Origin of the sequence: Kribbella sp. NPDC056951 (assembly GCF_042674205.1) — a bacterium.
GTDB lineage: Bacteria > Actinomycetota > Actinomycetes > Propionibacteriales > Kribbellaceae > Kribbella > Kribbella yunnanensis.
In genome coordinates, this window is record NZ_JBHUQZ010000019.1 from 106636 (window position 1) to 118547 (window position 11912).

Annotated in this window: 11 protein-coding genes; 9 read left to right on the forward strand and 2 right to left on the reverse strand. The window is 67.3% G+C overall.

What is annotated here, in order from left to right:
- The first annotated feature begins 7 nt into the window (after positions 1-7).
- From ngcE to ACFTSF_RS40095, 5 genes are all read left to right on the forward strand, one after another.
- Entirely contained in the window at positions 8-1336 is a 1329-nt protein-coding gene (gene ngcE / locus ACFTSF_RS40075; protein ID WP_380160662.1) for an N-acetylglucosamine/diacetylchitobiose ABC transporter substrate-binding protein, read from the forward strand.
- Positions 1337-1385: 49 nt separating this feature from the next.
- Positions 1386-2420 (forward strand): iron-siderophore ABC transporter substrate-binding protein, encoded by a 1035-nt coding sequence (locus ACFTSF_RS40080; protein WP_380160664.1) that lies wholly within the window; start codon positions 1386-1388, stop codon positions 2418-2420.
- A gap of 380 nt (positions 2421-2800) precedes the next feature.
- A complete protein-coding gene (gene trpS, locus ACFTSF_RS40085; protein WP_380160665.1) occupies positions 2801-3850 on the forward strand; it encodes a tryptophan--tRNA ligase in 1050 nt (349 codons plus the stop codon).
- Entirely contained in the window at positions 3850-4362 is a 513-nt protein-coding gene (locus tag ACFTSF_RS40090; RefSeq protein WP_344156804.1) for a 2'-5' RNA ligase family protein, read from the forward strand. Before trpS ends, ACFTSF_RS40090 begins: the two co-directional genes overlap by 1 nt.
- A gap of 28 nt (positions 4363-4390) precedes the next feature.
- Positions 4391-5452 carry a YihY/virulence factor BrkB family protein gene (locus tag ACFTSF_RS40095; RefSeq protein WP_380160667.1) on the forward strand — a complete coding sequence of 354 codons (1062 nt, stop codon included), beginning with the start codon at positions 4391-4393 and terminating at the stop codon, positions 5450-5452.
- Here the strand turns inward: ACFTSF_RS40095 and ACFTSF_RS40100 are convergent.
- On the reverse strand, positions 5449-6552 hold the full coding sequence (locus tag ACFTSF_RS40100) for a D-alanyl-D-alanine carboxypeptidase family protein (RefSeq protein ID WP_344156809.1): 1104 nt from the start codon (positions 6550-6552) through the stop codon (positions 5449-5451). The genes ACFTSF_RS40095 and ACFTSF_RS40100 overlap by 4 nt on opposite strands.
- Positions 6553-6599: 47 nt before the next feature.
- Positions 6600-7541 carry a zinc metalloprotease gene (locus tag ACFTSF_RS40105; RefSeq protein ID WP_380160669.1) on the reverse strand — a complete coding sequence of 314 codons (942 nt, stop codon included), beginning with the start codon at positions 7539-7541 and terminating at the stop codon, positions 6600-6602.
- Positions 7542-7740: 199 nt separating this feature from the next.
- Here ACFTSF_RS40105 and ACFTSF_RS40110 point away from each other — a divergent pair, with 199 nt between their 5' ends.
- The 4 genes from ACFTSF_RS40110 to ACFTSF_RS40125 are packed head-to-tail and all read left to right on the forward strand — an operon-like array spanning position 7741 to position 11904.
- Positions 7741-9096: a glutamine synthetase family protein gene (locus ACFTSF_RS40110; protein WP_380160671.1), complete on the forward strand. Its 1356-nt coding sequence runs from the start codon at positions 7741-7743 to the stop codon at positions 9094-9096.
- Positions 9038-9793, forward strand: coding sequence for a gamma-glutamyl-gamma-aminobutyrate hydrolase family protein (locus ACFTSF_RS40115; RefSeq protein WP_380160673.1), 756 nt, complete (start codon positions 9038-9040; stop codon positions 9791-9793). Before ACFTSF_RS40110 ends, ACFTSF_RS40115 begins: the two co-directional genes overlap by 59 nt.
- Positions 9790-11124, forward strand: a complete 1335-nt coding sequence (locus tag ACFTSF_RS40120) for an aldehyde dehydrogenase family protein (protein WP_380160675.1) — start codon at positions 9790-9792, stop codon at positions 11122-11124. The genes ACFTSF_RS40115 and ACFTSF_RS40120 overlap by 4 nt, the downstream gene beginning before the upstream one ends.
- A complete protein-coding gene (locus tag ACFTSF_RS40125; protein WP_344156823.1) occupies positions 11125-11904 on the forward strand; it encodes a 3-oxoacyl-ACP reductase in 780 nt (259 codons plus the stop codon).
- Positions 11905-11912: the final 8 nt, after the last annotated feature.

Genomic DNA, 11912 nt, shown 5'->3' on the forward strand with positions numbered 1-11912 from the left:
TGCCGGGGTGCTGACTCGGAGGACCGTTCTGCAGGGTGCGCTGGCGGGTGCTGTCTTGTCCGGATGCTCGACCGGTACGCCGAAGAGTGTGCCGACCGTTGATCCCGGGGCGTTGCCGCTTGAGGTGGTGGCGGGGGCTGAGTATGGCGGGTTTGCGGCGGCGGCTTATCGGAAGAAGTATCCGAATGCGACGGTGACGTCGGTGGTGGAGCCGTTGTTGCGGGACAAGGTGCTGGCGCGGTTCCAGGCTGGTGGGCCGCCGGACGTCGTACTGAATGCTGGTGACAAGGCACTGGAGTTGCCACGGCTGGTGGCGCAGGGGCAGGTGGCGGATCTGCGGAGCGTGCTGGATGCGCCGGCTTGGGACAACGCGAAGGCCAAGGTCTCGGACGCGATTCTGCCGGGGATGTTGGAGTCCGGGCAGTACGACGGGACGCAGCGGACGATCAACTATGTCGCGACGGTGTACGGGCTCTGGTATTCGTCCGGCCTCTTTCAGCGGCGTGGTTGGGATGTGCCGCGGACGTGGCCGGAGTTGCTTGCCCTCGGCACCGAAATGAAGGGTGCCGGGTTGCCGGCGTTCGTGTATCCCGGCAACCATCCGTACTACGTGCTCGAGCTGATCCTCACGTTGGCGGCTAAGACCGGCGGGCATGACGTGGTGAAGCGGATCGACAACTTGGAGGACGGTGCCTGGCGCGACTCCAGTGTCGTGCGGGCGATCTCTGCGGTTGGTGAGCTGGTGAAGCGCGGGCTGATGGCTCCGGGTAGTGCGAAGTTCGACCATATCGCTGCCCAGAAACGCTTCCTGGCAAGCAAAGCCGGGATGCTCCCATGCGGGAACTGGCTCGAGAACGAGATGAAGACCTCGATCCCCGCCAACTTCGCGCTGACGATGTTCGCCGTACCGCCGCTGGACGGCTCGCCAGCGCTTCCGCGCGGGCTCCATGTCGCCGCGACCGCGCCGTACCTGGTGGGTGCGAAGGCTAAGAACAAGGCCGGTGGGCTGGAGTTCCTGCGTGCCGCGCTGTCGCGGGATGTCGCCGCGCAGGTGACGACGGAGGCCAATCAGCTCACGATCGTGCGTGGTGCGGCGGACGGGCTGGAGATCGGAACGGCGTTGCGGTCCGCTCGCGATCTGCTCGGTGCGGCGGGGGATCAGGCGATCACGTGGTACTTCGACAGCTGGTACCCGGCGTTCGCGACCGCCGCGGCTGAGGCGACTGGCGAGTTCCTGGCCGGCGGCGTACCGGTGTCGGACTGGAGCGGCAAGATCCAGGTCGCGGCGGACGATCTGAAGAAGGACAAGGCAGTCACGAAGTATCACCGAGCGTGAATAGGTTAGGTTAGGGCAACCTAATCGAATCACTCCCTGTGAGGTTCCGATGCGCCTGCTGCGCCCGCTCGTGCTGCTTGTCGTTCCCCTGCTCGTCCTGACCGCCTGCGGTGCCGAAACCAAGGAACCCGCGGCGGCCGGCGGCGGCCAGACGCAGGGTGGCGCGGAGGCGGGGGCATACCCCGTCACGATCAAGAACAAGTACGGGAACGCCGTGATCAAGGAGACGCCGAAGCGCGTCGTCGCGGTCGGTCTGGTCGAGCAGGACGCGCTGCTCGCGCTCGGCGTCGTACCGGTCGGGACCACCGAGTGGTTCGGCGAGAAGCCGGGCGCGATCTTCCCGTGGGCCAAGGACAAGCTGGGCTCGGCCGCGGTGCCGACGGTGCTGAGCGACAAGGACGGCATCCAGTTCGAGAAGATCGCCGGGCTGGCGCCGGACCTGATCATCGGCCTGTACTCCGGGATGACGGCCGCCGACTACAAGAAGCTCGAGGCGATCGCCCCGACCGTGGCCCAGCCGGCTGACGGCAGCGCGGACTACAGCGTCACCTGGCAGACCGTCACCAAGACGGTCGGGCAGGCGGTCGGCAAGCCGAAGGCCGCCGCCGTGCTGGTGGCCGAGGTCGAGAGGAAGTTCGCCGACGCGCGCGCCGCACACCCCGAGTTCCAGGGCAAGACCGGGCTGATGGCGTCGCCGTACGAGGGCTATTTCGTCTACGGACCGCAGGACCCGCGGGAGAAGCTGCTCACCGACCTCGGCTTCGTGCTGCCGGCCAACCTGGAGAAGGTCATCGGCGACAAGTTCGGCGCCAACATCAGCGCCGAGAAGATCGGCCTGCTCGACCAGCAGTTGCTCGTCTGGTTCCCGGAGAAGAACGGCACCGCCAAGCTCAAGGCCGACCCGCTCTACAAGAGCATGAAGGTCCGCACCGAGGGCCGCGACGTCTTCATCGAGGAAGACAACAACAGCGAGCTGTACGGCGCAACCAGCTTCGTCTCCGTCCTCAGCCTCTCGATCGTCCTCGACCAGCTGGTCCCCAAGCTCTCCGCCGCCGTAGACGGCAACCCAGCCACCAACGCCTAAGCGGGCCAGACAACCTCATCCAGGAAGTCCTCGACGGCCGTCGCCACCTGCCCCAGTACGGCGGCCGACGCCGCGAGCCGGCCCGGGACATACATCCCGTGGCCGGCTCCCGGCACCTCCAGCACGTACGGCGTGAGTTCGTGCGCAACCGCGGAGTCCCACGCAGAGTCCGCCGTACCGCCGACCAGCAGGAACGGTGCGGTGGATCTGGGCGCCGCGTGCCTCGGCTGCGTCGGCGGCGTACAGGGGTAGTGGGGCGGCTGGGCCGTACTGGCCGCCTGGGAAGACGACCGCGGTGCGTGAAGTCATAACGCGGACTGTATGACCGCCGAGGGTGACCCGGTGTGAACGAGGACCGGGGCGCTGGCAGAATCGGGGGTATGTCCCTCGCTGCCCCTGACCCCTCCGCAGCCGGAACCGAGCGGCGCCCCCGGGTGCTGTCCGGGATCCAGCCGACGGCGGACTCCTTCCACTTCGGCAACTACCTCGGGGCGGTGCGGCAGTGGGTGGCGCTGCAGGACGACCACGAGGCGTTCTACTGCGTGGTCGATCTGCATGCGATCACGGTGGAGTACGAGCCGAAGGCGTTGCGGGAGCGGACCCGGCGGTCGGTGGCTCAGTTGCTGGCGGCGGGGATCGACCCGGAGCGGTCGACGCTGTTCGTGCAGTCGCATGTGCCTGAGCACGCGCAGCTGGGGTGGGTGCTGGGGTGTATCACCGGGTTCGGTGAGGCCAGCCGGATGACGCAGTTCAAGGACAAGTCCGCCAAGGGTGGCGCCGACCGGGCGACGGTCGGGCTGTTCACGTACCCGATCCTGCAGGCTGCGGACATCCTGATCTATCAGGCCGACCGGGTCCCGGTCGGCGAGGACCAGCGCCAGCACCTGGAGCTGACCCGCGACCTGGCTGGGCGCTTCAACCACCGGTTCGGCAAGACCTTTCGGCTGCCTGAGCCGTACATCGTCAAGGAGACGGCGAAGATCGCCGACCTGCAGGACCCGACCGCGAAGATGAGCAAGTCGAGCTCGTCCCCGGCCGGCATCATCGACCTGCTCGACGACCCCAAGGTGAGCGCGAAGAAGATCCGCTCCGCGGTCACCGACTCCGGCCGCGACGTGATCTTCGACCCGGAGAACAAGGCCGGGGTGGCCAACCTGCTGACCATCTACTCGGCGCTGACCGGGAAGAAGATCAGCGAGCTCGAGGACGAGTACGCCGGCCGCGGCTACGGCGACTTCAAGAAGGACCTGGCCGAGATCGTGGTCGACTTCGTCACGCCGTTCCGTGAGCAGACGCTGGCTTACCTGGACGACAAGGCCCAGCTCGACGCGATCCTGGCGGCCGGGGCCGAGCGGGCGCGCGAGGTCACCGAGCGGACGCTGACCCGGGTGTACGACCGGCTCGGCTTCGTCCCCGGGGCAGGCAAGTAGTGGCGACGATCGGGGTTGCGATCCCGATCGCGGAACCGTACGGCTCGGAACTGCAGAAGTTCCGGGCCGAGTTCGGCGACCCGATGGCCGCCTCGATCCCGACCCACGTGACGCTGCTGCCGCCGACCGAGATCGACGATGCGGACCTGGCCACGATCGACGAGCACCTGCTCGCGGTGGCTGCCCGGTTCCCGAGCTTCCGGATCCGGCTCCGCGGTACGGCGACCTTCCGGCCGATCTCGCCGGTGGTCTTCGTGCCGCTGGCCGAGGGCATCTCGTCGTGCGAGGTCCTGCAGTCGCAGGTTCGGTCCGGGCCACTGGCGGTCGATCTGCGGTTCCCGTACCACCCGCATGTCACGGTCGCCCACGACCTCGAGAAGGACGCGCTCGACCGCGCGTACGACACGCTGTCGGAGTACGACTGCGCTTTCGACGTGGCCGCCTTCGACCGCTACGAACACGGCTCCGACGGCGTGTGGCGCCCGCAGCGCTCGTTCCCCCTGACAGGCTGAGTCTCCTTCCTCTGGGTACAGGAGTTTCATGAAGATCAAGGCTGTCTGGGCGCGGTTCGCACGCACCCAGATCTGGCGGGCGTGGCAACGGTACGGCGATCGCCGGGGTAACCGGTTGGCCGGGGCAACGAGTTTCTTCGGCTTCCTGTCGTTGTTCCCGCTGATCGTGCTGGCCGCGGCCGTCACCGGTCCGCTGCTCGGCAACGACGCGGTGCGCGACCTGAAGAAGGCCCTGCAGACGAACCTGCCGGGGATCGGCGACAAGATCGACATCGACGCGCTGATCGCCAACGCAGGCACGATCGGACTGATCTCCGGGGTCTCGCTGCTCTTCACCGGTCTCGGCTGGATCGACTCGCTGCGTGCCTCGATCCGCTCGATGCACGAGCTCGACGACCAGCCCGGTAACGCGATCCAGCTCAAGCTCGCGGATCTTGGTGCGCTGATCGGTCTCGGCGTGATCGGCGCCGTCGGCACCGGCGCGTCGTCGATCCTGACCGGGTTGTCGGAGCGGATCGTCGACGCCACCGACCTGGACGGGACCTGGCTGGCGAACTGGGGTCTGGATGCGATCAGCGTCGTACTCGGCATCGCCGCCGGCGCGCTCCTGTTCCTCTACCTGCAGACCGCGCTCCCGCGGATCATCCTGCCCCGCAAGGTGATGCTGATCGCCGCGCTGGCCGGCGGCATCCTGTTCTACCTCGCCCAGAAGCTCGGCGGCGCGTACGTGACCCACGTGCTCGGTGCCAACGCGGCGTACGGCGCCCTGGCCCTCCCGCTCGCGCTTCTCGTGTGGATCTACCTGATGACCCGCGTCATCATGCTGATCGCCGCCTGGACGAAGGAGGCCGGTCTCGACGCGATCGCCCGCGAGACCGACGAAGCCGCCCGCCTCCGCATCGCCGAGGCGCCGCTACCCGCCTTCGAGGAACCCCTTCTGCTAGGCCCACCCGGCAAGCGCTACAAGGTAGTCCCGATCCCGCAGAAGAAGGCCGACACAGTTGCGGTCGCGGCAGGCGCCGTACTGGGCATGGCTGCTACCACCATCGCCCTCCAGCTTGTGAAGGCTGCCCGCTCAGTACGTCGTTAGTGGCGGCGCCGGCGCGGCCGCTTCAGGAACAGGCCGAGGAGCAGCACCGGGGGTGCGGCCCAGAACCACACCGGTGTGCTCACGAAGAACGAATTCACGGTGCGGATCTGCTTGTCCGCCGTACGGCGGCTGGGTGGGATCGGACCGGCTGCTTGCGGCTTACCGTCGGACGGGCCGGTGGCTTCCTTCGGGGGCGCGACGGGCTTGACCAGGGAGCCGACCGGGCTGAGCTTGTCGTAGTTCCGGAAGGTCCAGGTGAGCAGGGTGCTCGCGTCCTCGGTGATGCCGTGCGGGGCGTTCAGCATCGTCACGACGAGGGTGTGACCGTCCCGCCGGGCCGCTCCGACGAACGTGTTCCGCGCGAGCGTGGTGTAACCGGTCTTGACGCCGAGAGCGCCGTCGTACTTGAAGAGCAGTTTGTTCTGGTTCGCGACCTGGTAGGTGCCCTTGGTGGTCAGTGGGAAGTTCGTGAACTTCGTCGAGGCGTACTTCGCGAAGTCCGGCCGCCCGAGTCCCGCCTGCGCGAACAGCGCGAGGTCGTAGGCGCTGGAGACCTGCCCGTCCGCGTCGAGGCCGGTCGGGTCCGTCACGTGGGTGTCGAGGGCGCCGAGTTCCTTGGCCTTCGCGTTCATCCGCTGGATGGTCCCCGCCGTACCGCCGTCGTCGTGCTCGCAGAGCGCGTGCACCGCGTCGTTCCCGGAGGCCAGGAACATCCCCTGGAAGAGCAGATCGACCGAGTACCGCAGCCCGGGTGAGACCCCGACCTTGCTGCCGACGATGTTCGCGTCGGCATCCGTCCCGGTCACCTGATCGGTCTTCTTCAGCCGCGGCAGCAGTACCAGCGCGGTCAGCGTCTTGAGCGTGCTGGCAGGCCGCATCTTCGCGTGCGGCGCCTTCGCGAGCAGCACCTGACCGGTGTCGATATCAGCGACGACGTACGCCGCCGCCTGCACGGTCGGTGGAGTCGGACCAGCGGTGACCACGGCCGGCTTCGCCGTCATCAGCTCGCCGCCGACCGGCCCTTGCCCGACGGCGGTGGCTGCCAACGGCTGCGCGACCACCAGGGCGGTGGTCGCGCAGGCCGTCAGAAGCAATCGCATCGGCGGCAGCCTAGTTGCCCGATGGGGCAGGCGCCATGTCGGCCCGGTCAGGCCCGGTACGCCGTCCACATGTTGCTGATCCGGGTGCTCTGCCCCGGGGTGAACTGGTTGTAGCAGGAGTCGTACGAGTAGTCCATGTAGTTGTGGATCGGGTCCAGCCCCGGCAGCGAGCAGGAGTTCCGCCCGGTCGGGCACCCGCTCGACGCGCTGCCCTGGGCAGGCGTGTCACTGACCGAGTCGTTCGTGCTCGTGCACCCACCCTGGAACGTGTGGTAGAGCCCGAACCAGTGTCCGGCCTCGTGCGTCGCGGTCTTGCCGAGGTTGAAGTTCGTCGACGAACCACCCGGCAGCGAGCTGTACTGCACCCGGATGCCGTCGATGCTCGGGTTCGAGGAGTAGTCCCACGGGAAGGTCGCGATCCCGAGGTACGAGAAGTTGACCAGCCAGATGTTCAGCGCGTTCTTGCCACCCTTACGGGTCTGCGACCGGTACGTCGTACTCTGACCGTCGGTGTGCCACGTGCTGTTGTTGTACCGGTACGTCCCGGCCAGCGTGAACGTGAACCCGGTGTTCGCAGCAGAGCTCGACTCACCACCGGCGAAGTCCTGGTTCAGCTCGGCGATCTGCTGATTGATCTGCGTCGCGGTGACGTCCCCAGCGCCACTGCTCGACCGCATCACGTGCACGTAAACCGGCACATTGGCCGCGGCAAGCGCACCGGCCTTCGGCGCCAACCCACGAGCAGCCTTGGCCTTCACCAGCGCCGCAGTCTTGGCCTCGATCGACTGCTGCTCCTTGAGCGACAGTTCCCGGTGGTCCTTCCCGAACCCACCACGAGCAGCCGGCCCCTCAGCCGGCGTCAAACACGGGTTGGCAGTCCGATCAACCGGCAGCTGCGCGGTCGCCGTACCACCAAGCGGACTGAAAGCAAGCGCCCCACCGGCCAGCAAAACAGCCAGAGCGCGGGGACGAGTGACGAAAGAGCGCATAAAGCGTCCTCCAGAACCGGGCCGCTGGGCGGTGCGGCCGAATCCCCCGATTTTCCGCACCACCCCGCACCCTGCCAACCGATTCTTTGTCCCCGCAGTGCCAAGGCACCACCACGCCGAGTGTCCGTCCTCGCATTGACATCCACGCCCGACCTTGAGTCAATGGATCGTTGGTAGACCATTGGATTGAGGAGCCGCCGTGACCGGACGACTGGGTGTGCAGGAGCTTCGGGATCTGGTGGGGACCGGGGAAGTGGACACGGTTCTGGTGGCTATCACCGATATGCAGGGGCGGTTGCAGGGGAAGCGGTGCGGGGGGCGGTACTTCGTGGAGGAGGTACTGCGGCACGGGACCGAGGGGTGTAACTACCTGCTGGCGGTTGATGTCGACATGAACACTGTCGACGGGTATGCGATGTCCTCGTGGGCCAGTGGGTACGGCGATCTGGTGATGGCGCCGGATCTGGACACGTTGAGGCTGGTGCCGTGGTTGGAGGGGACGGCCATGGTGCTTTGTGATGTGGAGTGGCTGGATGGGACGCCGGTGGTGGCGTCGCCGCGGCAGGTGTTGCGGAAGCAGTTGGAGCGGTTGGCGGCGCGGGGGATGGAGGCTTATGTCGGGACGGAGCTGGAGTTCATCGTCTTCGACGACACGTTCGAGGGGGCGTGGGACAAGCGGTACCAGGGGCTGACGCCGGGGAACCAGTACAACGTCGACTACTCACTGCTCGGTACGTCGCGCGTCGAGCCGCTGCTCCGCGCGATCCGGAACGGGATGACCGGGGCCGGTCTGTACGTCGAGTCGGCGAAGGGGGAGTGCAATCTCGGGCAGCACGAGATCGCGTTCCGGTTCGACAAGGCGCTGGCGACGTGTGACAACCACTCGATCTACAAGACCGGGGCGAAGGAGATTGCCGCGCAACAGGGCAAGAGCCTGACGTTCATGGCCAAGTACGACGAGCGCGAGGGTAACTCGTGTCACATCCACCTGAGCTTCCGGTCGACCGACGGTGAGGCGGTGCTCGCGGGGGACCGGGAGTACGGGTTCTCCGAGTTGATGGAGCGCTTCATCGCCGGCCAGCTCGCCTGTCTGTCGGAGTTCACGTATCTGCTGGCGCCGAATATCAACTCGTACAAGCGGTTCGTGAAAGGGAGCTTCGCGCCGACCGCGGTCGCGTGGGGGCTCGACAACCGGACGTGTTCGTTGCGCGTGGTCGGTCACGGGGAATCGCTCAGAGTAGAGAACCGTCTGCCCGGCGGTGACGTGAACCCGTACCTTGCCGTCGCCGCGATCATCGCCGCCGGTCTGCACGGTATCGAGAACGAACTGGAGCCCGAACCGCTGCTCGAGGGCAACGCGTACGAGTCCGACAAGGAGCACGTGCCGTCGACCCTCCGGGAGGCCGCAGCGTTGTTCACCGGTTCGCGGATCGCCCGCGAGGCCTTCGGTGACGAGATGGTCGACCACTACACGAACGCGGCGCGCGTCGAGCTCGATGCGTACGACGCCGTTGTCACCGACTGGGAGCGGATCCGTGGCTTCGAGCGCCTCTAGGCCGAGGATCGGGATCACCACCTACCTGGAACCAACTGTGTGGGGTGTGTGGCAGCGCGACGCCGCTCTCCTCCCGCGTGTCTACCTCGATGCGGTGGCGAATGCTGGCGGCGTACCGATTCTGCTTCCGCCTGTCGGCACCGACCCGTCCGTGCTCGACATCCTCGACGGGCTGATCATCGCGGGCGGGTGCGACGTCGACCCCGCCTCGTACGACGCGTTGCCGCACCCGGAGACCGTGGACACGCGCCCGGGCCGGGATCAGCACGAGACGATCCTGATCCAAGAAGCCCTCGCCAAAGACCTGCCGCTGCTAGCGATCTGCCGTGGTCTGCAGGTGCTCAACGTGGCACTCGGCGGCACGCTGCACCAGCACCTGCCCGAGGTGGTCGCACACGACCTGCACCGGCCGTCGCCCGCGGTATTCGGCCGCACGGACGTCAAGGTCGACCCCGGCAGCCTGACCGCGCGCCTGCTGGGTGATCGCAGCAGCGTGCACTGCTACCACCACCAAGCCATCGACGTCGTCGCGCCGACTCTCCAGGTCACCGCCCGCGCGGACGACGGCACGGTCGAGGCGGCCGAGGTCGAAGGGCATGAGTTCGCGCTCGGCGTGCAGTGGCACCCGGAGGAGAACCCCGAGGATCTGCGCTTGTTCACCGCGCTGATCGATGCATCCAGGAGACACCAGTCATGACGTACGACGTGATCAACCCGGCCACCGAGAAGGTCGTCCGCACGATCGAACTCGCCTCACAACAAGACACGGACAAGGCGATCGAACGAGCGGCCAAGGCGTTCGAGACCTGGCGGAACGTCACCCCGGCCGACCGCGGGCGACTGCTCAGAAGGTTCGCCGACGCGGTCGACTCCAACCTGGAATCCCTTGCAGCGCTGGAGGTTGAGAACGCCGGCCACACGATCGGCAACGCCCGCTGGGAAGCCGGCAACGTCCGCGACGTCCTCACCTACTACTCGGCCGCCCCGGAACGCCTGTTCGGCAAGCAGATTCCCGTTGCCGGCGGCATCGATGTCACCTTCCAGGAACCGCTGGGCGTCGTCGGCGTGATCGTCCCGTGGAACTTCCCGATGCCGATTGCCGGCTGGGGTTTCGCCCCTGCGCTTGCCGCAGGCAACACCGTCGTACTCAAACCCGCCGAGCTCACCCCGCTGACCGCGATCCGCCTCGGTGAGCTCGCGCTCGAAGCAGGCCTACCGCCCGGCGCCCTGGAAATCATCCCCGGCGCCGGCACGGTCGTCGGACAACGGTTCGTGACGCATCCCGCCGTACGGAAGGTGGTCTTCACCGGGTCGACCAAGGTCGGCAAGCAGATCATGGCCGGCTGCGCGGACCAGGTGAAGCGGGTGACGCTCGAGCTCGGCGGCAAGTCCGCCAACGTCGTGTTCGCCGACGCGGATCTCGAGAAGGCCGCGGCCCAGGCGCCGTACGGCGTCTTCGACAATGCCGGCCAGGATTGCTGTGCCCGCTCGCGGATCCTGGTCGAGCGCACAGTCCACGACCGTTTCCTCGAACTGCTCGAACCGGCCGTCAAGGCCTTCAAGGTCGGCGACCCGGCCGACCCCGCCACCGAGATGGGCCCGCTCATCTCGCAACAGCAGCACGACCGCGTCACGTCGTACGTCGACAACCCGCTCTTCCAGGGGACCAAGCCGACCGGCCCCGGGTTCTGGTTCCCGCCGACAGTGCTCGGTCATGACGTACCCGACGAGATCTTCGGGCCCGTGGTCAGCGTGATCCCGTTCGACGACGAGGCGGATGCGATCAAGCAGGCGAACGACTCGGAGTACGGCCTGTCCGGCTCGATCTGGACCCGCGACGTCGGCCGCGCGCTGCGCGTCAGCCGCGGTGTCGAGGCCGGCAACCTGTCGGTCAACTCGAACTCGTCGGTGCGGTACTCGACGCCGTTCGGCGGTTACAAGCAGTCCGGGCTCGGCCGTGAGCTCGGTCCGGACGCGCTGGCCGCGTTCACCGAAACCAAGAACATCTTCATCAGCACGGAGGACTGAATGACTGACGTCAAGGCGAGCCGCCTCGAGGGGCGCGTCGCGGTGGTGACCGGCGGCGCGAGCGGGATCGGTCTGGCGACGGTACGCCGGTTCGCGGCCGAAGGCGCCAAGGTCGTGATCGGTGATGTCGACCCGGCCGCCGGGAAGATCGCCGCGGACGAGGTCGGCGGGCTGTTCGTCGCCACCGATGTCACCGATCAGGCCGCGGTGGAGAACCTGTTCCAGCAGGCCTTCGACACCTACGGCAGTGTCGATATCGCGTTCAACAACGCGGGCATCTCGCCGCCCGACGACAACTCCATCCTGGACACCGGGCTGGAGGCGTGGCGCAAGGTGCAGGAGGTCAACCTGACCTCGGTCTACCTGTGTTGCAAGGCGGCGATCCCGTACATGCGGCGCCAGGGCAAGGGCTCCATCATCAACACCGCGTCGTTCGTCGCGGTGATGGGTGCGGCGACCTCGCAGATCTCGTACTCGGCCTCGAAGGGCGGCGTGCTCGCGATGAGCCGCGAGCTCGGCGTCGAGTTCGCCCGCGAGGGCATCCGGGTCAACGCACTCTGCCCAGGTCCGGTCAACACACCCCTACTGACCGAGTTGTTCGCGAAGGACCCGGAGCGGGCGCAGCGCCGGCTCGTACATGTCCCGATGGGCCGCTTCGGTGAGCCCGACGAGATCGCGGCCGCGGTTGCGTTCCTGGCCAGTGACGACTCGTCGTTCATCACCGCCAACACGTTCCTCGTCGACGGTGGCATCTCCGGCGCCTACGTGACTCCGCTCTAGGCTGCGCT